The organism is Streptococcus salivarius (assembly GCF_009738225.1).
Classification (GTDB): domain Bacteria; phylum Bacillota; class Bacilli; order Lactobacillales; family Streptococcaceae; genus Streptococcus.
On the sequence record NZ_CP018187.1, the window covers coordinates 958,606 to 981,003 of the forward strand.

The following is a 22,398-nucleotide window of genomic DNA, read 5'->3' on the forward strand; positions in this document are numbered from 1 at the left end:
CCAATCTTTGCTATAATGGTAGTTATGACTAACGAAGAAAAAAAATCAGCCTATGAATTAATGCTAGCACAGGCTAAGGTGCTTTTTGCCAATGAAGACAATGCTTTGGCCAACTTTTCTAATGCCTCAGCTCTCTTGAATACAACCCTGCCAAATTCTGTGTTCACAGGCTTCTACCTGATGGATAATGTCAAGAATGAGTTAATCCTTGGTCCTTTCCAAGGTAATGTTTCTTGTGTTCGAATTGCCCTAGGTAAGGGTGTTTGTGGCCAGTCTGCAGCTGAAAATAGAACCCTAATTGTCGAAGATGTCACCAAACACGACAATTACATCGCTTGTGATTCCGCTGCTCGAAGTGAAATTGTTGTACCAATGGTCAAAGATGGCAAATTAGTTGGTGTTCTCGATTTGGATTCTCACCAAGTAGGAGACTATAACGACCTAGACCAAGATTATCTTGAAGCATTTGTCAAAATTCTACTCGAGAAAACCGAGCTTACATTTGGAATGTTTGAGGTAAACTAATGTATCAAGCCTTATATCGTAAATACCGTAGTCAGACCTTTGGCGAAATGGTTGGTCAAAAAGTGATTTCAACCACGCTCAGACAGGCGGTAGAGTCAGGGAAAATCAGTCATGCCTATCTCTTTTCTGGGCCACGTGGTACCGGTAAAACCAGTGCGGCGAAAATCTTTGCCAAGGCTATGAACTGTCCTAATCAAGTTGATGGTGAGCCTTGTAATCACTGCGATATTTGTCGCGATATTACTAACGGAAGTCTCGAAGATGTGATTGAAATTGATGCGGCTTCCAACAACGGTGTGGATGAGATTCGTGAAATCCGTGACAAATCGACCTATGCCCCAAGTCGTGCGACTCACAAGGTCTATATTATCGACGAAGTTCACATGCTTTCGACAGGTGCCTTCAATGCTCTTTTGAAGACTTTGGAGGAGCCAACTGAAAATGTGGTCTTTATCCTAGCGACCACTGAATTACATAAGATTCCTGCAACCATCCTCTCTCGTGTCCAACGTTTTGAGTTTAAATCGATCAAGCAGGGAGCTATTAAAGAGCATTTGGCTTCAATTCTGGAAAAAGAAGGATTAACCTTTGATGATGAGGCTTTGACCATTATTGCTCGTCGTGCGGAAGGTGGTATGCGTGATGCTTTGTCAATCTTAGACCAAGCACTGAGTCTATCTCCTGACAATCATGTCAGCCAAGCCGTAGCTGAAGAAATCACTGGTTCTATTGGTTTAACAGCCCTAGACAGTTTTGTCGCTAATGTTCGCAATCAAGAGACTACGCAAGCTTTATCAAATCTCGAAATTCTCTTTGATAGTGGCAAGTCTATGAGCCGTTTTGCGACGGATCTCTTGGAGTATTTCCGTGATCTTTTGATTGTCAAAGCGGGCGGAGAGAACAGTCACCATAGTCCCCTTTTTGAGGAGAATCTTTCTCTGGAGCAAGACCGACTTTTCCAATTGATTGACTTGGTTACAAGTGCCTTGCCAGAAATTAAAACTGGAACACATCCTAAAATCTATGCGGAAATGCTGACTATAAAATTGTCAGAGACTCATACTCAGGTTTCACAAGAAATTTCAGGGAATTTGCAAGAAGAGTTAGATAGTCTTCGTCGCGAGGTAGAAGGTCTACGTAAAGCTCTTAAAGAGGGCAAAGTCCAAGGAGAAGTAGCACCAACTCGAAAAGTCAAACCTGCTTATCAGTACAAGGTGGATCGTGAAAAGATTCTCACTATTATGCGTGAAACTATGGAAAATCCTCAGAAATCCCGCCAGTGTCTGGATGCCCTAAAGGCAACTTGGCCTGAAATCTTGGATTCAATTAGTCCACAAAATAGGGCACTTTTGAATGGCTCCGAGCCTGTATTAGCCAATCAGGAAAATGCCATCCTAGCCTTTAATGCTGCCTTTAATGCTGAACAGGTCATGAAACGCAGTGATCTCAATGATATGTTTGGTAATATCATGAGTTCAGCTGCCGGTTTCTCACCTAATATTATGGCTGTTCCAAAAGCAGAATTTGAAAAACTCCGAACAGAATTTGCACGTAGCCTCAAATCCAAAGAAGAATTGGAAAAAGAAGATCGTGAAGAGTATATCCCTCAAGAACTCGAGTTTCTCTCTGATGTAGTAGAAATAGAGGACTAAAAAGGTCCAGTGGACCTTTTTAGGTCCGAGCCAAGAAATGCAAAAGCGAGGATGTCCAGTGGACCTTTTTAGGTCCGAGCCTAGAAATAAGAAAGCGAGGAAGGTCCATTGGACCTTTTTAGGTCCGAGCCTAGAAATAAGAAAGCGAGGAAGGTCCATTGGACCTTTTTAGGTCCGAGCCAAGAAACACAAAAGCGAGGATGTCCAGTGTAATTTGATAGATTTCTGAAGCTGTTCCATCCTTGTAAAAATGAAAAGAGCCTAGACTGCTTGTACTAGGCTCTATCTATTGATATAATAATCTTATGATTCAACAAATTTTGTTTATTACGCTTGAAACTATTTTTGAAACGGTTTGTTTTAATTACAGTTTACAGCACGGCTATTACTTTTTTACAGCCTTTTTTGGTTATTTATTGTTTCGTCGTCTTTGGACAACCTATGTTGTTTCACGCATTGCGCGTGCAGCCGACAAGTCTACCAAGAAGTAAGGCTCACTTCGCCAGCACTCAGCCATTTTTCCTGACCATCATCAGTAAGAACGAGAAGTTGGCCCTTATCGCCAATTTCCTTGGCAATACCAGTATAAGTCCTTCCAGCTTGTTCAAAGGTCACTTGTTTGTCTAAAACGAGGGACTTTTCTTTATAGACTTTGACCAAATCGCTAGTAGGAACGGTTAAAAAGAGTTTCCAAATTTCTGAAATGAGCTGGTTTCGAGTGATGCTTGGTTTTTTAGAAGTAAAAAGACTAGTAGCTTTATTAGCTAACTCTTCAGGAAAATCACTGATTGAGAAGTTAAGCCCAACCCCGATAATGACATCTGTGATGCGACCAGATTCGATAGAACTAATGGCTTCGGTAAGGATACCAGCCATTTTTTTGTTGTTGAGGTAGATGTCATTAACCCATTTGATTTCTGTATTGATGCCAGTTAGACGCTGGATAGCTTTGACAATAGCAGCTGCCGCCATCATCGTATAAGGTGGTAACTCCTCAAAATGACAGTTGGGCTTTAAGTGGATACTCATGTAGATACCACCTTGTGGACTGGCAAAGAAGTGACGTTCAAATCGTCCTTTGGCTGCCTTTTGACTTGATGCCAGGTAAAGTGCAGGCGTCGGATTATTCTTTTCCATGCCATGTTTAGCATCTAGTTGGGTAGAGTTAGAATCTGGATTAAAGTAGACTGGAATGTTGAGTTGCTTAGAGATGTCTTGAGGAAGAAGAATATCTCCCTTTTCTAAATAGTAGCCTTTCTTGCGGACACTGGTAATGTCAATTCCTTGTTCTTGAAGTGTTTGAATTGCCTTCCAAATGGCTGTCCGTGAGACACCAAGGCTTTTAGCCAAGCTCTCTCCCGTTACAAAGTCAGGACTCTTCGATAAGATGTCATAAACGTGTTCATAAGTTTTCATATCCTAAGTATAATACAAAAGATGGTAAAATGCTCACTATAAATTATTGATAAGGCTTGATAATAAATAACTATATGACTAGACTGAAAAAACATGATATAATGGAAGGTAGTTATTAAGTCCCGATAAGGCAACAGTCATCCTAGAGTTGGCTGTTGGTTCTTTGTAACTTTTTAACGGCGTCTAGCTCCGTTAGGAGTATAGCGTTTTACCTATTAGGAGACGGTTAAATCCGTGCTATCTAATACTATTTTTCATATTAAAAGGGGGACATTTTATATGTCAGAACGTAAACTTTTCACGTCTGAATCAGTATCTGAGGGGCATCCAGATAAAATTGCAGACCAAATTTCGGATGCCATTCTTGATGCGATTTTAGCAGAAGATCCAGATGCACACGTTGCAGCAGAAACTGCTGTCTACACTGGTTCTGTCCATGTTTTCGGTGAAGTTTCTACAACAGCTTATGTGGACATTAACCGTGTGGTTCGTGATACTATCGCTGAAATTGGTTATAACAATGCAGAATATGGCTTTGCGGCAGAATCTGTAGGGGTTCACCCATCATTGATTGAACAATCTCCAGATATTGCTCAAGGTGTCAATGAAGCACTTGAAGTTCGTGGAACTGGTGATCAAGATCCACTTGATCTTATCGGAGCTGGTGACCAAGGTTTGATGTTTGGTTTTGCTATTGACGAAACTCCTGAGTTTATGCCACTTCCAGTTAGCCTCTCACATAAATTGGTTAAAAAATTGGCAGATTTGCGTAAATCTGGTGAGATTTCATACCTTCGTCCAGATGCTAAATCTCAGGTTACCGTTGAGTATGATGAGAATGACCAACCAGTACGTGTTGATACAGTCGTTATCTCAACGCAACACGATCCTGAAGCGACTAACGACCAAATTCGTCAAGATGTCATTGAAAAAGTCATTAAGGCAGTTATTCCAGCCGAATACTTGGATGATGAGACTAAGTTCTTTATCAACCCAACAGGTCGTTTTGTTATCGGAGGACCTCAAGGGGACTCTGGTTTGACTGGTCGTAAGATCATTGTTGATACTTATGGTGGCTACTCAAGACACGGTGGTGGTGCCTTCTCAGGTAAGGATGCCACTAAGGTTGACCGTTCAGCTTCATATGCAGCTCGCTACATTGCCAAAAACATCGTAGCTGCTGGTCTTGCTAAGAAAGCAGAAGTACAATTGGCTTATGCTATCGGTGTTGCTAACCCTGTGTCTGTCCGTGTTGATACTTTCGGAACGGCGACAGTTGCTGAAAGTAAACTTGAAGCTGCTGTCCGCGATCTCTTTGACTTGCGTCCGGCAGGTATCATTCAAATGCTGGATCTTAAACGTCCTATCTATCGTCAAACAGCGGCCTATGGTCACATGGGACGTACGGACATCGATCTTCCATGGGAAAAATTGGACAAGGTAGATGCCCTCAAAGCGGCTGTAGAAGCTTAAAAAGATTTAATATTACTTTCAATTTAATAATATCAAAGTAACAGAATTTAATTTTTTTGAATTCTGTTTTTTTGTTTTGAAAATAAATAATATGAATTTTCTGACTTTAAACACTTGTAAAGCCTATGGATTGAGTGATTTAAGGATAAAAACTACTAGCTATAGATAAATTCTTTTGGTGAAAACCTTTGAAAGGAGTTGAAAAATAAGAATAAATTGCTATAATAAAAGTGACGATGTAATTATAAAACTAGAGTCATTTTAGATTGATAGAGTAAGAAGAAATACCTTTAAATAAGGTTTAACAGGTGTTAGATAATCTAAAGTGATCTGGTTAGTTTGTGATTTCTTGGGGAAGCTAATCAACATAACAAGATATTTAGTTAGTCAATTTAATCTATTCTTTAATAATATTAATTTACGTTAATGTTTATTTAGGATGATCTTGTTCTTTCTTATATTTTTAAAATCTTTAAGAATCTTCGAAAGAGATTCAGATGAGAGTTACGTGCTCACTCATTGGGGAGGAGGCCATAACTTTCAAAGAGCTTTCTTAAGAAAGGCATTACATGGTGGTCTTGAGATTATTGGGAAATACTTGAGACTAATGATTAGAATGGGTAGAGAGTGTAGTTAAGGGGACACTCTTAAAAGTGGGGAGAAGTTTATGAATATTTTGATACTTGGTAATACTGCTGGATTAACAAACGATTTCATTTTGAAAACGTTTCCTAATCAAGCAGTTTTTATTTTTGGTCATACAGGTGTAAAGAACTCTCGTAAGAATAAAATCACCGTATATACCAAACATTATGAGAACAATCAATTAGAAGATGTTTTTGATTTTCATGATTATGATCAAATCATCTATTTTTCGGAATATCTCAATTATGGACATGAAAGTTCAGGGGAGATTGAAAATCTCATCAGATTATTAGAGTGTCTTAAAGATAGAAAAAACAAACGTTTACTTTACATTACAGGTCCTGTCCTTGAGGATGGGAAACGAACCTTACAGACGACAACTAAGGATACCTTATTATCCTGGACTCGAGAGTTTGGGATCAACCTTAAAGTTCTACATAGTCCCTTTCTTTATTCAGTCATTAATAAAGAAGATTATCTATATAAACTGTTTGTACGTTTAGATGATCATGAGCAAGTGGAGTTGAAGGAGTCATCACAAAGTCAGGCGACTTTTATCAGTCTATCTGACTTGGGAGATTTGCTTCACAAATTATGTGAGCGATGGAATGACACCTATGAAAGTATTATTATTCCGGATCCTTTCCAACTGACTTTTGGTGAGCTCTTGCAAGCTTTGGATAAGTATTTCCCTAACAAGCAGGTTCATTTCTTAGAGGAAAGAAGAATTAGGAAATATGATAACGATCCTGAAAAGCACCATGATTTGCGTAATCGATTCGCTTGGTTTATGCGTTATGCCTTGGTGCGTGACTTGCCAGATATTTACGAAGACTATCAAAAACAGCGTAAAGGTTCTTTACGTGTTTCTAAGTTCCGCAACTTCGTAGATAATATCGTTAAGCAAAAGAGAAATAAGAAACTTGCTGCGGTTGTCGCCACCTTCTTAGTCTTTGAAGCTTTTCGATATATGACTCAAGGTCAGTTACATTTCCAATTGATTGACCTACGTTTGCTCTTTGTTGTCTTGATTAGTACAGTTTTGGGCATGGGTTATGGCTTGTTCTCAGCAGTCCTTGCAATTATTGGTTTGACAATTAGTCAAATTTTGTCTGGAACTAGCTGGCAATTACTTCTATATAATACGGATCGTTGGGTTGCTTTTATTGCCTATATCTTTATCGCTGTTGTTTGTGGTTTTGTGGAAATGAAGAAAAAAGATGACAAGCTACAACTAGACAAACAATTGGAAACAGTTAAGGAAGACTATCTTATCCTTAATCAATCCTACCATACATTACTCAATGAAAATAAAGACCTGAAAAATGCCTTGTTAGCAAGTCAAGATGGTCTTGGAAAAGCCTATTCTTACTTTGTGACTTTAGATCATGCTAGTGTTGAGAAGGTTCTCAGACAGACGCTTGATTTGGTTTCAGAGATTTTGAATGCTCCTGTTTCACTTTATGGTGGTGGTCCTTTCCAATATGAGCTCCTTTTGGGAGATAACGATAAGAAGCAAGTATCTTTGACAGATTTTAAAGAAGTTGGAGATGCCTTCGGTCATGGACGTGTCTGGGCTAATAAATCATTGCTTGAGAATCGTCCAGCTTATGCCATGGAAGTTAAGACCAAGGCAGAGGGTACCTTTATCATTTGGGTAGAGGCTGTTCCTTTTGAAGCCATGTCTACTAAAGTGTTAAACGAGCTTGAGGTTCTTTCAAAAATGAGTCGTTCTTTCATTGAAAAGGCAGAACTTCTTGAACAAGCTAGTCATCAAGGGAGGGTTGCACAATGATTCCAGTCCTAATTACTAGTATTTTAGCGGTTTGTTACTTCCTATCTATAGCACTTGTCTATAAAGCTATTGTTAGTGGCAGATCAGATTTAACCATTTTTTACTTGATTTTCCCAATTGCTTTACCTTTCTTTGGTGCCGGTCTGATTCATATGATTTCTAAGCCAAATCCTGGTAGACACCGTCGTGGTCAAGAAGCAGCAGTTGGCGGCAAAATTAAAGATTTGACCATTGATTTTGGAAATATCGATGATTTTCAACGTCCTAAGGAATTGGTTGAAGAAGACATCGTTCCTCTTGAAGAATCTCTCTATTTGAATAAGGCTAAGGAAGCTCGTCAGCAATTGATGGGATTGGCTAATAATGATCCATCTCATTTTATGGATTTGCTCTACTTGGCTCGCTTAAATGAGGACAGTGAAATTGTTCACTACGCGACAACCTTTATTTCTGAAATTTCAAGTCAATACGATGAGAAGTTGAGTGCCTTTGAGAAACGTTTTGAAAAGTGTGAAGCAGACTTTGATCTCTTAACCGAGTATTGTGATTTTATGGAAGATTACCTCTCTAAAGAACTTCTAAGTAAACAAATGGAAGGTTTGCTTCGTAAGGAGTACGAGGAACGTCTCTTGCAAAAACTTAGTCACGGAACGACTGCTAAAGACTTAGTGAGAGTTATCCATAATGAACTAGCTCTTGGTTTGTATGATTTGGCTCAAAAGCATTTGACGCAGCTTTCAATTAAATCAAATGCGGATGATGTGTATTATTTGTATTTGGAATATTACTATCAAACTGGTCAGTTTGATGAATTTAAGAACATGATTCGTGAGATGCAAGGCAAACAGGTTGTTCTTTCTAAGGACAAGCAAGATCTCTTGAACTTCTGGCAAGGAAAAGAGGTGATGGCATGAAATTAGGTAAAAAGAATGTTATCCGCAAAGAAACCTTGCTAGGTGTCGGACTTATTTTGTGTTTGGCCATCGGACTCTTTGTTCAAAAGAAAGGGGAATGGTACCCAACTCAAGGTAAGGAAGCCTATCTTACCGGAAAAGTACCTTCTACGGCCTCAGTGGTCAAGGATTTAGATAAAGATACACTGGTTCTTTATGATAGTGAAAACGAGACGAGTCAAAGGGCTTGGAAACAGTTTGAGCAAATTCTAAAAGATATGCGTATGGGAGCTAAGTTAGTCGATGTGGCTAAACACGAGTCCTATTCACTTTCAGATTATAAAAAAGTAGTCCTTCTTGTCACTGACCTTTCTCGAATGGAGGACCAGGTTCAGCCACTAATGGATTGGACTGAAAAAGGTGGTCAAACACTTTTTGCAGTAACCATGGGGAAAGAAAGTAATCTGGATGCCATTGATCATAATCTTGGCGTAAGTTATTCCAATTTTGAGATGGATGAGGTCAAGGAAATCTACGTGGATCCTGACTTCATGATTGGTGGGGGACGCAATTATAAAATTGAAGAACCTTTTGAGTCAGCTAGAAAAGTCTCTCTTGAAAGTGATGTTAAGGTACATGCTAAAACAACAGATGATTCTCATACACCGTTGATTTGGGAAAAACCATACGGCAAAGGGAAGTTTGTCGTTGATAACCTTGGAATCTATGAGCGTAATGTCCGTGGTATTTATGCCGCTTCCTATAGTCTTTTGACTGAGGCGACGGTTTATCCGGTAATCAATGGTTCTACCTATTATATAGATGATTTCCCATCACCTGTTCCAGCCGGAGATGGTCGTTTCGTTAAACGTGACTACGACATGTCTGTGTCTGAATTTTATACCAATGTTTGGTGGCCAGACCTTCTTAAGCTGCACGAAAAGTATGGTATTGTTCATACAGGTGTGGTCATTGAAAACTATGAGGCCCAGACAGATGGTAAAATTGTTCAACAAAATGATTTAGATCGTTTCAAGTATTTTGGAAATTCGCTTTTGGCTAATGGCGGTGAACTTGGTTATCATGGTTACAACCACCAACCTTTGAGTCCTTCATCTGTTAATTATGGTGAAAAGTATGCCAGCTACAAGACTTGGAAGGATAAGGCTGCTATGAAGGCCAGTCTGTCTGAGTTGATTCGTTTTGTCAACCAACTCTTTCCTAAAACGCAAAAATCAGTCTACGTTCCACCATCAAATATCCTTTCAAAAGAAGGGCGAGAGGTAATCGTTAATGATTTCCCAGAAATCAAGGCTATCTCAAGTAACTATTTCCCAGGAGATTTCACTTATTCGCAAGAGTTTGAAGTGTCACCTGATGGAATGATTGAAGAGCCACGTACAGTTTCTGGTGCGGTTTGGGACGATTTCTCACAGATGACGGTCTTTTCTGAAATGAATATGCACTATGTTAATAATCACTTCCTTCACCCTGATGATGTTCTTGATGTCGATCGTGGTGCAGAATTGGGTTGGGCAAAGATGTATAAGGCTTTGGACAAGGAAGTTAGTTGGGTCCACAATATGTCACCTTCGCTTAGAAATCTAACAGGTTCAGAATTAGCAGGTGCTGTTCAGCGTTACGGTATTTTGAAAGTTTCTCAAAAATATACCAAAGACGCCCTAAACATTGATCTTGAGAATTTTCATGATCATGCTTACCTTATGGTTCGTTTAAATCAAAACGAAGTTAAGAAGGTAAAAAATGGTAAGGTTACGCATTTAACGGGTGATCTTTACCTATTGGAGGCTACAAATAAGTCAGTCACCATCACATTAAAATAAGGCAAAATAGGGGAAATGCCGATGAAGATATGTTTAATTCTTGAAGGGTCCTATCCGTATGTTCACGGTGGTGTCTCTACTTGGATGCATCAATATATTACAGAAATGAAAGAGCATGAATTTGTTCTCTGGGTTGTGGGGGCAACACATGAGCAAAAGGGAAAGTTTGTTTATGAACTTCCTGAAAATGTTGTAGAAGTACACGAAGTCTTTTTGGACTATGTTGTGCCAGATAAAGAAGAAGACATAGAGCCACATCAGTTTACAGATGAGGAAAAACAAGCGCTTAAAGATATGGTTTTTTGTCAACAACCTGATTGGAAGGTCTTGTTTAAACTTTTACAGGATGGTAAGGTCGTTCCTAACGATCTCTTGAGTAGTGAGGCCTTTTTTCAGGTCTTGAAGGATCTCTGTAGTGAACGCTACACGCAACTATCTTTTTCAGATGTTTTTCACACAATCCGTTCTATGCTGTTTCCACTTTTAAATATTTTATCTTGTCCACCTCCTGAAGCAGATGTTTACCACTCAATCTCTACAGGTTATGGTGGTATTCTTGCAACTTTGGGCAGTTTGACCTATGACAAACCTCTGTTCTTAACTGAACACGGGATTTATACACGTGAACGTGAGGAAGAATTGCTTCGTGCCAAGTGGGTTTTACCTACAATGCGCCAACAGTGGGTAAGATTCTTCTATATGTTGTCTGATGCGATTTATCAAAATGCTGAAAAAATTACCAGCCTCTTTACTAAGGCCAAGGAAATTCAGATTGAGATGGGTTGTGATCCAGAGAAATGTCAGGTTATTTCAAACGGGATTGACTACGATGCTTTTTCACAAATTCCTTTGAAAGAACCAGATGGTTGGATTGATATCGGAGCCGTGGTTCGTTTGGCTCCAATTAAGGACATCAAAACCATGTTGTATTCTTTCTACGAACTAGCTCAGCAAGTACCAAACGTTCGTTTGCATATCATGGGTGGTATAGATGACCAAGAATATGCGGATGAGTGTTTTAGCTTGGCCGATAAGATGGACTTGGGAGATCGTCTCCTATTCACTGGTCGGGTTAATATTCGAGAATATATGAAGAAAATTGATTTTACGCTTTTGACCAGCCTTTCTGAAGGTTTGCCACTTTCTGTTTTGGAATCAATGGCGGCTAGCCGTCCTTGTGTGACGACAGATGTCGGATGTTGTCGAGAATTGCTAGAAGGTCGTGAGGATGACAATCTAGGGATTGCAGGATTTTGTGCGCCACCTACTTGTACAGGGCCTCTTGCAGAAGCTATGAAGAAGATGGCGATTAATGATGCTAGACGTCTTGAAATGGGTGAAATTGCGCGTAAGCGTGTTGAGGCGATATATCAATATCCGCAAATGATCGGTCAGTACCGACGCTTATATGAGGAGGTGGCTGTTTAATGGCCGGTATTGGATTTGAATTACGTAAAATTTACAACGAGGATAGCCTTTTTTCAAAACAAAAGGCCTACGCTTATGCTGGAATTGTTTATACCGGTCCTATGCTTTTGGGGATTTTGCTTACAGCTGGTGTCGTTGTTCTAACAATGGTAGCGGGAATCAGTGAAAATGAGCGTGATTATATTCTTTCAAACTTAACTTACGCTATTATCTTTTCACTCGTGATTACCAGTCTCTTTTCTCTGGTGGTAACTCGCTTTGTTGCGGACATGCTCTACGAGAAAAAATTTGAGACTATTATCCCTTCATTTTATGCGTCGAGTGCTTTGATGCTTATGATTGGAACACCACTTTATGCGATCTATCTAGCCTTTGCTAGTCGAAGCTTAGCAGAAGTGGCTATGGGAGTTTTACTCTTTGGTGAGCTCTGTCTCGTTTGGAATGTCATTACCTACTTGACGGCGATTAAATCCTATAAAGAAATTATCAAAGGTTTCTTTTTAGCGATTGGTGTGACGGTTTTCTCTGGGTTACTTAGTATTTTCCTACATCAAAAGTATGGTATCTTCCTAAGTGTTTGTTTGGGATACGGTGGAATGATGTTTTGGATGGTTCGTCTTATCCATGACTATTTCCCATCGAATCTAAGAATGTCCTTCGAGTTTCTGAAATGGTTCGATCAATTTTCTGATCTTGCCAAGACAGGGCTTTACATGTTGGTGGCACTCTTTGCTCATATCATTATTAACTGGTTTGGTCCTATCAGTAAGAGTTTTGATGGTTTCTTCCGTACAGCTCCAGTTTACGATGTGCCAGCCATGCTAGCTTACTTAACGACTTTGGTATCAACACTTAATTTCGTTATGTCTGTCGAGGTTTCCTTCTATCCGCATTTCCGACGTTATTTTAACCTCTACAATGAAGAGGGAAGTCTTTCGGATATCCAGGAAGCTGAAACTCAAATGCTGGATGTCATGAGTAACGAACTCAAATATGTTTTTTGGAAACAATTGCTAGCGACAATTTTCATTATGTTCTTCGGAAGCGTGGCCTTGACTTATTTACCAATTGGTTTTAACAATCAAATGCATGGGTACTTTTTAACGCTATGTCTGGCTTATGGTCTCTATGCTGTTGGTAATGTAAATATCTTGCTATTGATGTATTTTGCAGATTATAAGGGGGCCAAGAAACTTGCCAAACACTTTGCTATTTTGACAGTAGTTTTGAGTTTTGGTTCTCAGTTCTTGGACTCAGCCTTTCTCGGTTACGCCTTCTTGATTTCTTCTTTACTTCTTTTCCTTGAAAGTGGTCAGGAAATCGATAAATACACAAGTGATCTTCAGTATCATTTCTTAGGAAGCCAAGCCATGGTATCTAAGAAAGACGTGGGCTATTTTGAAAAATGGACTGAGCGTTTAGAAAACATACAAAAGAGGTGGGGGAAATGAATAGGAAAAAGAGTTTAGCAGCGGTTTTGTTGCTCTGTACGGTATTTGGTTTTACAGCATGTGGAACCAAGGAACAGACAAAAAACGGTGTGACAACTAAAAAAGTAGATAAACAAGCGGCCACTGATATCTCTAATGTACACTTAAGAGACAAAAAGAGTCTCTATGATAAGGATCATACAAAGGTAACGACCATGTACCTGACAGTACGTCGAGGAGATGCTACAGAAAATCAAAATCACTCATGGTCTGAGGTCAATCAATATTCCGTTGAAGATTATCAGAAAATGCATGTTAAACGATATCAAGTAGCAGGGCTCCTTCAAGTTGGTAACGAGGACGGTCCTGTCTCTGGTGAGTTAGGTTATGACCAAGACGTGCCAAATGCCAGTGTTCAGATTCGTGGGGAAAGTTCAAGTAAGAACGCCCAAAAGAACTACAAAATCAAGATTAAAAAGAACAAGGGTGAGTGGAACGGTCAACGTACGATCAACCTTAACAAACACCAGACTGAAGCCCTTCGCTTTAGAAATAAGTTGTCCTATGATCTAATGGAAGAGATTCCACAACTCATGGGTGCTAGAACGAGTTTTGTTCACCTCTACGTTAAAGATGAAACCTCTGACAATCCTTCAGGTAAATTTGAAGATTATGGTCTCTACACGCAAGTCGAACAGATTAACAAAAACTATCTGAAAGATCATGGTCTGGATGAAAATGCCAACCTTTATAAACCAAACTTCTTCGAATTCTTCCGTTATGAAGATACGATTGTTAAAGAAGATGATCCTAAATTCGATAAGGATAAATTCGAGAAACTTTTGGAAATCAAAGGTAGCCATGATCACACCAAACTTATTGATTTTCTAACCAAGCTCAACGATCCATCGGTGAAGATCGAAACCATCATGGACAAGTATGTAGATCCTGAGAATATCCAATATTGGATGGCCTTCCAGATGTTGCTTGGTAATGATGATACACAGAGTCGTAACATGTATCTCTATAGCCCACAAAACTCAACCAAATGGTACATCATTCCTTGGGATAACGATAGTATCTTGATGAAGAATGAACGTCGTTTGGTAAGTAAGGACAGCGACCAAGCCAATAGCTGGGAAGTCGGTGTCAGCAACTATTGGGGTAACCAACTTTTCCAACGTTTGCTCAAATCAAAAGAGTTCCGCAAGGGTCTAGATGAGAAGATGGATGAGCTACGTAAGACAATTACTGGTGACAAGATTACTTCTATGAGTAATGAATACGCAGCAGTCATTAGACCTTACCTAGCTAAGATGCCTGACCAAATGCATGCTAAGACAACTCCTGACAATTACGACAAGATTTTGGCAGATTTGCCAAATGAGTTGGAGAACAACTACAAGATTTATAAAACAAGTCTTGAAAAACCACAACCATTCTTTATCAATAAGCCGGAAGTGGCCAATAACAAATTGAAATTAAGTTGGGGTGCCTCTTACGATTTCAATAACAGCAAGTTGACTTACACTGTAGAATTAGCTAAAGACTATGAATTTAAAGACAAGGTCTTTGAAAAATCTGGTCTTAAAACTCTAAGTGCCGAAACAGATACCTTGCCTAAGGGACAATACTTCGTACGTGTGACTGCAACTAATGAGGCTGGACAATCACAACGTGCCTTTGATTACTATGTCAATAGTGATAACTCTAAACAATTTGGTATTATGAGCTTCTTTGTCCTCGAAGATGGAAAAATTGGGGTAGATGGTTATGAAGACTAAAGAGAAGCCCTTTCGCCATGAGTTGAAATACGTCATTGGTGAACCAGAAAAATCCCTGTTGACTGAACGTTTCAAACATTTGATTCAGTTGGATAAGCATGCGACAAATGGTGGTTATACCATTCGAAGTCTTTACTTTGATGACTATTGGAATAGTGCCTATGCTGAAAAAGATGCAGGTATTCTGGTTCGTAAAAAATATCGGATTCGTATCTACAATTTCGGGACCAATAGTATCAAACTAGAGCGTAAGAAAAAGGTTGATACCTACATTCTGAAAGAGGATGCACCATTAACTGTCGAAGAATTTTATAAAATCATTGATGGGGATTATGACTTTCTCTTGAAAAGTCCCTATCCTCTCTGTCAGGAATTTTACTATGAATGTGTTAGTAACATGATGCGTCCACGGACCATCGTTGATTATGAACGAGAGCCGTGGGTTTATGACTTTGGAACAGTTCGCTTAACCTTTGACCAAAATGTCAGAGTAGCGGTTGGAAGTTTTGATATTTTTGATCCGGACTTACCAACAATTCCAGTCATTGATCCGGAAAAGATGGTTTTCGAAGTTAAATATACAGAGTATCTGCCAAAGATTGTCCAAAGTGTCTTGCCAGGGAAAGCAGACATGATGGCTGTCTCTAAGTACGTATTGGCTTATGAAAAATCTCAGTATCTAAATGGTTTTGAATACTGGGAAGATGGGAAGATATAAATAGGAAAAGTGCTAAGTTTGGAAGAACTTAGTATAAGAAGGGGAATTTATGAGTGTTCAAGACTTTATAAAAAAATCTATCTTGCAGTCTGATAACTATGCGACGCAGTCACCGTTTCGTATTGTTATCGTCTTGCTACTTGCCTTGTTGATTGGAGCCTTTATCTATAAGGTTTACCAGCATTTCTTTACAGGCGTTATTTATTCACGCAGTTTTGCCATGACTTTGGTCGGTATGACCTTGCTTACGTCAATGGTAACACTGGCAATCAGTTCAAACATCGTTATCTCACTTGGTATGGTCGGTGCCCTCTCTATCGTCCGTTACCGTACTGCAGTTAAGGATCCTATGGACTTGCTCTATCTTTTCTGGGCAATTACCTCAGGGATTACGGTAGGGGCAGGTATGTATGTCCTAGCCGTTGTAACGTCTATCGTTATCCTACTGATGCTTATTGTCTTTAGCCGCTTGCAAGAGACTGGTAAGGTGTATATCGCTGTGGTTCACTTTGATGGTGAGCATACAGGTGACAAAGTTATTCAAGAACTTGGTCGCATCAAGCACTTTATCAAGTCTGAAACTATGCGAAAAGACAGTGTTGAGATGGCTATTGAAGTCTTTGTGAAAAATAACGACCTTACCTTCGTTGAAAACATTAAATCTATCGAAGGTGTCAAAGACCTTACACTGATCCAATACAACGGCGAATACCATGGCTAGAAGACGTGAGAAGAAAAGTTGGAGTAGTCGAAAGAAGAAACTTTGGCTCGTCATCTGTCTAATCATTATTACAAGTGGTCTTTATGCCATTTTTGTGTATTTGAATACCAGAAACACAGGTACCAAGTTTGAATATACGCTTTCAGACAAGAGTTTTGGGAATCCGCTCATGGGTTATGTCCCTTCAGCTGAAGAAAAAACAGTTTCTGAAGACGTTCACCTTGTCTATGTTGATATTACATGGAAAGAATTGGAACCTAAAAAGGGCCACTATAACTGGGAAACAATTGAAGAAAGTAACCAGTTTAAACGATGGAAGAAAGAAGGCAAGCAGGTCGTCTTACGTTTCTTGCTAGATTACCCTGGCAAATCAAGTCATAAGGATATCCCTGACTGGTTGGGAAATGAAATTTCTGACCTTGGAGATGCTTATAGCACATCCTACGGTAAGGGATTTTCACCAAATTACCAAAATAAACTGCTTAGAAAATACTATAAAGATGCTGTTACTGCTATGGGACAGCGTTGGGGCAATGATGATTTTATCGCCTACATCGAGCTTGGTGGCCTAGGCCACTGGGGTGAGTGGCATGTTCACTCAGATGCGGGCATTCGCCAATTGCCACGAAAAGAAGTTCGTAAGGACTACATTGCTCCGTTTCAACCAGCCTTTCCTAAAGCAAAGATTCTTATGAGAAGACCTTTTGATACAGGTTTGGAAGGTGATTTTGGAATCTACAATGATGTCTTTGGAGACAAATCAGCAACTAAAACCTGGTTAAATTGGATTCAAAATGGTGGATCATATGATCAAACCCAAGAGCAAGCTGCCTTGAAAGCCATGCCTAAGGCCTGGGAGAAAGCACCAATCGGTGGTGAATTAACAAGTTCGCAGTCTATGTCTACTTTGCTTGGTAATAACTTAGACGAGCTTACAGATGAAGCCAAAGCAGCTCATTTGACCTTCTTGGGTCCAAAGGTTGCTGAAGATATTGGTGACGGGCAAGCTGCTTATAATGAGCTCTTGAAGAACATGGGCTACCGTCTCTGGGTATCAGGTTTGACAATTTCCAAAGGAGAGAGCAAGGTTGAAATTACCCTTAATTTGGAAAATTCTGGGGTTGCCCCTTTATATGGGGATTGGCCTGTGGTATTATACTTGTGTAATGCTAATGGTAAGGTTCTTCAAGCCCAACAACTTGATTGTCGTTTGTCAGAATTGCTTCCAGATCAAACAACTGAACTTAAGGCAAGTTTCGCCTATTCCAAAGATCAGAATTATCAGGTGAAGCTAGGAATTCTATCTCCAATGACACAAGAGCCTTCGGTTCATTTTGCCATGAAAGGTTTTGAAGGAGAAGTCATGCCTAAATTAGCAACGATTCAAAAGGATCAAAAAGGCACTGACAAGTAAGAAAGGAAAAATATATGTCTATTTTAATTACAGGAGGAGCTGGCTATATCGGTAGCCACACAACCGTTGAACTCCTTAATGCAGGTTTCGATGTAGTCTTAGTTGATGACTTTTCAAATAGTTCGCCAGCAGTTCTTGAACGTTTGGAAAAGATTACTGGTAAAAAATTTCCATTTTATCAAGGTTCCATTTTAGATACTGATTTTTTGGATAAGGTTTTTACAAATGAAGATATTGAGTTAGTTATTCACTTCGCGGCCTTCAAGGCAGTGGGGGAATCTGTTCAAAAACCTTTGAAATATTATAAAAACAATATCAGTGGTACCATTACTCTTCTTGAAAAAATGAAAGAATATGATGTTAAAAACATCGTCTTCAGTTCAAGTGCAACAGTTTACGGTACTAATAATCCTTCTCCAATGACGGAAGATATGCCAACGTCAGCTATTAACCCATACGGTTATACTAAGTTGATGATGGAACAAATTCTTACAGACGTAGCGGCTTCAGATCCGTCATGGTCAGTCACAAATCTTCGTTATTTCAATCCTATCGGTGCTCATGAAAGTGGTTTGATTGGGGAATTGCCAAACGGTATTCCAAACAACCTGATGCCATATATTACACAGGTAGCTATTGGTAAACTTCCTGAGCTTAACGTCTTTGGGGATGACTATCCAACTCCAGATGGTACAGGTGTGCGTGACTACATTCACGTCCTTGACTTGGCCTCAGGTCACTTGGCTGCTGTCAAATATAATTTGAGTCATAAAGGTGCTGAGATTTTCAATTTGGGTACTGGACATGGTTATAGCGTATTGGATCTCGTTAAGACTTTCGAAGCTGAAAACAAGGTTGCTATTCCATACCGTATTCAAGGACGTCGTGCTGGTGATATTGCTACTTGCTATGCCTCTCCTGAAAAGGCCAAAGAAGTTCTTGGCTGGGAAGCTAAGAAGACCTTGAAAGAAATGGTTAGAGATTCTTGGCGTTGGCAAACGACTAACCCTAACGGTTATGAAGACTAAGTTGCATAACTCAAATTATAAGTACCTAGAGAGTGTAAGATAAGCGCTAGATTATTTTAAAGTATCCCTAATCTAGTAGCTTCAAAAATAAAGGAAAGAGGAGTGAAAGCAGTCGCTAAATAATTACAGATTTAGAACTGTCTCACCCTCTTTTTATGTTTTAGCTTAGCTTTCTATGGTATAATGAAATTATGACTATTATTAATCAATTCGTCACTTTGGCGAGTCACCTTGTATTTATAGGATTGAGCTACCATATGCTGATTAGCCTCTTTGATTGGGCAAAAATCATCAAAAATCCGATTGAAAATACTGGTAAATTGAAACTCTTTTTGCTCTTTATCAGTATTGCCTTAGGCTATCTTATCAGTTCCTTTATTCTGTCGGTTTTAGCTTTTGGACAGAATATGGCTAGCTCAATTTCTTAAATTAGTGATTTTAAAAGACTTTTGATATAATACAAAAAGATGAAAATGACCCTTGAAAGGAATCCTTATGGATAAAATTATTGTGCAGGGTGGCAACACTCGATTAAGTGGTGAGGTTGTCATTGAAGGTGCTAAAAACGCTGTCCTCCCCTTGTTGGCAGCGACTATCTTGGCCTCGGAAGGTCAAACAACCTTAACTAATGTTCCAATCTTGTCAGATGTTTACACGATGAATAATGTTGTTCGTGGTTTAGATATTGCTGTAGACTTTGACGAGGAAAACAATACCGTTGTCGTTGATGCTAGTGGAGAAATTCTTGATCAGGCGCCATATGAGTATGTGAGCAAGATGCGTGCGTCTATCGTAGTACTTGGACCAATTCTTGCCCGCAATGGCCACGCGAAGGTTTCAATGCCTGGTGGTTGTACGATTGGTAGCCGTCCGATTGACCTCCACCTCAAAGGTTTAGAAGCAATGGGTGCTAAAATTACCCAAGTTGGCGGTGACATCACTGCGACAGCAGAAAAACTAAAAGGTGCAACTATTTATATGGACTTTCCATCTGTCGGTGCCACTCAAAACCTTATGATGGCAGCGACTTTGGCTGATGGAGTTACAACCATTGAAAATGCTGCGCGTGAACCAGAAATCGTTGACTTGGCCCTTCTTCTTAACGAGATGGGAGCAGATGTCAAAGGTGCTGGAACTGAAACACTCGTGATTAAAGGTGTTAAAGCTCTCCATGGTACTAAACATGCGGTTGTTCAGGACCGTATTGAAGCAGGTACCTTTATGGTAGCAGCAGCTATGACTTCTGGTGATGTCCTCATCAAAGATGCTATTTGGGAACATAACCGTCCTTTGATTTCAAAATTATTGGAAATGGGTGTCTATGTTAAGGAAGAATACGGCGGTATTCGTGTTAAATCTGATGTTTCACAATTGAAACCAGTAACCGTTAAAACTCTACCTCACCCAGGTTTCCCAACTGACATGCAAGCTCAATTTACAGCGCTTATGGCAGTGGTAAACGGGGAATCAACCATGATTGAAACAGTCTTTGAGAATCGCTTCCAACACTTAGAAGAAATGCGTCGTATGGGACTTCATTCAGAAATCCTTCGTGATACGGCTATGATTCACGGTGGTTTGCCACTTCAAGGTGCTCAAGTTATGTCTACTGACCTTCGAGCTTCGGCAGCACTAATTCTTACAGGGATGGTGGCTGAAGGAACAACTACTGTTGGTAAACTGACACACTTGGATCGTGGTTACTATCAATTCCATGAGAAACTAGCTAAACTAGGAGCAAATATTTCACGTGTAAGTGAGGCTTAGTATGGAAACTGGTAAAGGCTATGTTTTTCGTCAATTATTACTTGTTTTGAGTGTGTGTGTGATTGGCCTTGCTTTTCTAGCAATCGGATTGATGATTGGCTATGCTGTTTTAGGAGAGGGCAAGGATCCTATAAGCATCTTAAAACCAGAAACCTGGCAGGCAATTGTTGCTAAATTTACAGGAAAATAAAAGGGAGTGGGAAGTAATCCCGCTCCTTTAGTCATGACATTCATATAAAAGAAAGAGAACAATGGCAAAAAGAAAGACATCTTTAACAAATAAACAGAAACGTCAGCTAGTCTCGTTACTAATAGCGGTCTTGATTGCAGTTTTAGGTTACATTGGGACGAGCAATAAGCTATCGCCTAATAATCCAATCAAGCAGGTAGCTAGTCTAGTCTCGGGAAAATCCAATAACTCCGTCAAATCAAACGGTTCAACAAATGGAAAGGCTACGCCACAGGAGCAGCTTGCTGAGTCAGTGATGACTAGCTCCGTCAAGAGTCAACTAGGAAATTCCATAGAATGGAATGGGGCAGGGGCTTATATTGTTAATGGTAATAAAACTAATCTAAATGCTAAGGTTTCTAGCCAACCCTATGCCAATAACCAAGTCAAAACGGTTCAAGGACAAACGGTTCCAACAGTTGCGAATGCCTTATTAAGTAAAGCAACCAGACAGTACAAAAATCGTCAAGAAACAGGGAATGGCTCAACCTCTTGGACACCTGCGGGATGGCATCAAGTTCACAATCTTTCAGGAGAGTATAGCCACGCCGTAGATAGAGGTCATTTGTTAGGCTATGCACTTGTAGGTGGTCTCAAAGGATTTGATGCCTCGACTTCAAATCCAGAAAATATTGCCGTTCAAACTGCTTGGGCTAACCAAGCTAATAGCGAAAGTTCTACGGGACAAAACTATTATGAAAGCCTGGTACGAAAGGCTCAGGATAAAAACAAACGTGTCCGTTATCGCGTTACCCTAATTTATGAAGGGGATAACCTCATTCCATCAGGATCACATCTTGAAGCCAAGTCAGCTGATGGCTCACTTGAGTTCAATGTCTTTGTTCCAAATGTACAAGAAGGGATTACCCTAGATTATTATTCAGGAAAAGTAACGGTGAATTAAAGCAACGAACGACTCTGATTGGAGTCGTTTTTAGTATCCAGAAAATAAAAACCCACCTGCAGGTGAGTTTTTTTGTTTTATTCACTAGCTTGCTCCCATTGTTTAGAGAGGTAGCGAGAGTAGCTAGAGATGGCAAAGTTGACCACGAAATAGGCTAAAGCCACGATACCGTATAAGGTAAAGATTTGGCTTGGTTCGTAGTAACCACCCATCAAAATCTGACTCTTACCAAATAATTCCTGTAAGGCGATAACAGAGTAAAGGAAAGAAGTATCCTTGATAACCGTTACGAATTGAGAAATGATAGATGGTAACATCTTACGAATAGCTTGTGGGAAGATGATGTAAATAAAGATTTGTCTGTTGTTAAACCCTTGAGACAAGCCGGCTTCCGTTTGGCCATGGTCGATAGAGTTGAGTCCCCCACGAATGATTTCCGCCAAGGCTGCTGAAGTGAAGACCGTGAAAGAGGTAATTCCTGCCGCTGTAGACTTAAGCTGGAAGACCAAGAAGATAATGAAAATCCAAAGCAAGTTAGGAACGTTACGAACGAACTCAACGTAGATAGAAGCTATCCAACGAAGAATAGGATTCTTTCCGTTACGCATAACCGCCAGAATAGTTCCGAACAAGGTAGACAGCACAATGATGAAGAAAGACAAGTAAAGGGTCGTCCACATCCCTTGTGCCAAGAATTTAAGGTTAGTAGCTGATAAAACTTCTGACATAGTG

20 protein-coding genes are annotated in these 22,398 nt (G+C 39.8%); 18 read left to right on the forward strand and 2 right to left on the reverse strand.

Going from position 1 to position 22,398, the window contains the following annotated elements:
• The first annotated feature begins 24 nt into the window (after nt 1-24).
• The 3 genes from BSR19_RS04810 (at nt 25) to BSR19_RS04820 (ending at nt 2,668) form a co-directional block, all read left to right on the forward strand.
• Nucleotides 25-525 carry a GAF domain-containing protein gene (locus tag BSR19_RS04810; protein ID WP_331462064.1) on the forward strand — a complete coding sequence of 167 codons (501 nt, stop codon included), beginning with the start codon at nt 25-27 and terminating at the stop codon, nt 523-525.
• Complete coding sequence (dnaX, locus tag BSR19_RS04815; protein ID WP_156246664.1) at nt 525-2,177, forward strand: DNA polymerase III subunit gamma/tau; 1,653 nt, start codon at nt 525-527, stop codon at nt 2,175-2,177. The genes BSR19_RS04810 and dnaX overlap by 1 nt, the downstream gene beginning before the upstream one ends.
• A gap of 305 nt (nt 2,178-2,482) precedes the next feature.
• Nucleotides 2,483-2,668, forward strand: a complete 186-nt coding sequence (locus BSR19_RS04820; protein ID WP_002883500.1) for a DUF3272 family protein — start codon at nt 2,483-2,485, stop codon at nt 2,666-2,668.
• Here BSR19_RS04820 and birA read toward each other — a convergent pair.
• Nucleotides 2,655-3,593 (reverse strand): bifunctional biotin--[acetyl-CoA-carboxylase] ligase/biotin operon repressor BirA, encoded by a 939-nt coding sequence (gene birA / locus BSR19_RS04825; RefSeq protein ID WP_156246665.1) that lies wholly within the window; start codon nt 3,591-3,593, stop codon nt 2,655-2,657. The genes BSR19_RS04820 and birA overlap by 14 nt on opposite strands.
• Nucleotides 3,594-3,872: 279 nt before the next feature.
• Here birA and metK point away from each other — a divergent pair, with 279 nt between their 5' ends.
• The 15 genes from metK to BSR19_RS04900 all read left to right on the forward strand — a co-directional run bounded on the left by metK (nt 3,873) and on the right by BSR19_RS04900 (nt 21,666).
• Nucleotides 3,873-5,066 (forward strand): methionine adenosyltransferase, encoded by a 1,194-nt coding sequence (metK, locus tag BSR19_RS04830; protein ID WP_014634398.1) that lies wholly within the window; start codon nt 3,873-3,875, stop codon nt 5,064-5,066.
• A 667-nt stretch (nt 5,067-5,733) separates the two neighbouring features.
• Nucleotides 5,734-7,506, forward strand: coding sequence for a DUF4118 domain-containing protein (locus tag BSR19_RS04835; protein WP_156246666.1), 1,773 nt, complete (start codon nt 5,734-5,736; stop codon nt 7,504-7,506).
• Nucleotides 7,503-8,420, forward strand: coding sequence for a hypothetical protein (locus BSR19_RS04840; protein ID WP_156246667.1), 918 nt, complete (start codon nt 7,503-7,505; stop codon nt 8,418-8,420). The genes BSR19_RS04835 and BSR19_RS04840 overlap by 4 nt, the downstream gene beginning before the upstream one ends.
• Nucleotides 8,417-10,243 carry a DUF2194 domain-containing protein gene (locus BSR19_RS04845; RefSeq protein WP_156246668.1) on the forward strand — a complete coding sequence of 609 codons (1,827 nt, stop codon included), beginning with the start codon at nt 8,417-8,419 and terminating at the stop codon, nt 10,241-10,243. The genes BSR19_RS04840 and BSR19_RS04845 overlap by 4 nt, the downstream gene beginning before the upstream one ends.
• 21 nt (nt 10,244-10,264) lie before the next feature.
• On the forward strand, nt 10,265-11,671 hold the full coding sequence (pelF, locus tag BSR19_RS04850) for a GT4 family glycosyltransferase PelF (RefSeq protein ID WP_073687268.1): 1,407 nt from the start codon (nt 10,265-10,267) through the stop codon (nt 11,669-11,671).
• On the forward strand, nt 11,671-13,122 hold the full coding sequence (gene pelG, locus BSR19_RS04855) for an exopolysaccharide Pel transporter PelG (RefSeq protein ID WP_156246669.1): 1,452 nt from the start codon (nt 11,671-11,673) through the stop codon (nt 13,120-13,122). Before pelF ends, pelG begins: the two co-directional genes overlap by 1 nt.
• Complete coding sequence (locus tag BSR19_RS04860) at nt 13,119-14,885, forward strand: CotH kinase family protein (protein ID WP_037601164.1); 1,767 nt, start codon at nt 13,119-13,121, stop codon at nt 14,883-14,885. Before pelG ends, BSR19_RS04860 begins: the two co-directional genes overlap by 4 nt.
• Complete coding sequence (locus BSR19_RS04865) at nt 14,875-15,603, forward strand: polyphosphate polymerase domain-containing protein (protein WP_156246670.1); 729 nt, start codon at nt 14,875-14,877, stop codon at nt 15,601-15,603. Before BSR19_RS04860 ends, BSR19_RS04865 begins: the two co-directional genes overlap by 11 nt.
• A gap of 49 nt (nt 15,604-15,652) precedes the next feature.
• Nucleotides 15,653-16,324 (forward strand): DUF4956 domain-containing protein, encoded by a 672-nt coding sequence (locus BSR19_RS04870; protein ID WP_002890827.1) that lies wholly within the window; start codon nt 15,653-15,655, stop codon nt 16,322-16,324.
• Nucleotides 16,317-17,738, forward strand: a complete 1,422-nt coding sequence (locus BSR19_RS04875; protein WP_156246671.1) for a DUF4832 domain-containing protein — start codon at nt 16,317-16,319, stop codon at nt 17,736-17,738. The genes BSR19_RS04870 and BSR19_RS04875 overlap by 8 nt, the downstream gene beginning before the upstream one ends.
• A 14-nt stretch (nt 17,739-17,752) precedes the next feature.
• Nucleotides 17,753-18,766 carry a UDP-glucose 4-epimerase GalE gene (gene galE / locus BSR19_RS04880; RefSeq protein WP_021144269.1) on the forward strand — a complete coding sequence of 338 codons (1,014 nt, stop codon included), beginning with the start codon at nt 17,753-17,755 and terminating at the stop codon, nt 18,764-18,766.
• Nucleotides 18,767-18,957: 191 nt separating this feature from the next.
• Nucleotides 18,958-19,194: a DUF1146 family protein gene (locus BSR19_RS04885; protein WP_002890830.1), complete on the forward strand. Its 237-nt coding sequence runs from the start codon at nt 18,958-18,960 to the stop codon at nt 19,192-19,194.
• 67 nt (nt 19,195-19,261) lie between these two features.
• Nucleotides 19,262-20,533, forward strand: coding sequence for a UDP-N-acetylglucosamine 1-carboxyvinyltransferase (murA, locus tag BSR19_RS04890; protein ID WP_060972709.1), 1,272 nt, complete (start codon nt 19,262-19,264; stop codon nt 20,531-20,533).
• Between the two features lies 1 nt (nt 20,534).
• The gene (locus tag BSR19_RS04895) at nt 20,535-20,723 is read left to right on the forward strand and encodes a DNA-directed RNA polymerase subunit beta (protein WP_003097027.1); all 189 of its coding nucleotides are present in this window, start codon (nt 20,535-20,537) and stop codon (nt 20,721-20,723) included.
• Between the two features lie 61 nt (nt 20,724-20,784).
• Nucleotides 20,785-21,666 carry a DNA/RNA non-specific endonuclease gene (locus tag BSR19_RS04900; protein ID WP_060972710.1) on the forward strand — a complete coding sequence of 294 codons (882 nt, stop codon included), beginning with the start codon at nt 20,785-20,787 and terminating at the stop codon, nt 21,664-21,666.
• Nucleotides 21,667-21,743: 77 nt separating this feature from the next.
• Here BSR19_RS04900 and BSR19_RS04905 read toward each other — a convergent pair whose 3' ends face one another.
• The gene (locus BSR19_RS04905) at nt 21,744-22,394 is read right to left on the reverse strand and encodes an amino acid ABC transporter permease (protein WP_002890834.1); all 651 of its coding nucleotides are present in this window, start codon (nt 22,392-22,394) and stop codon (nt 21,744-21,746) included.
• Nucleotides 22,395-22,398 lie beyond the last annotated feature (4 nt).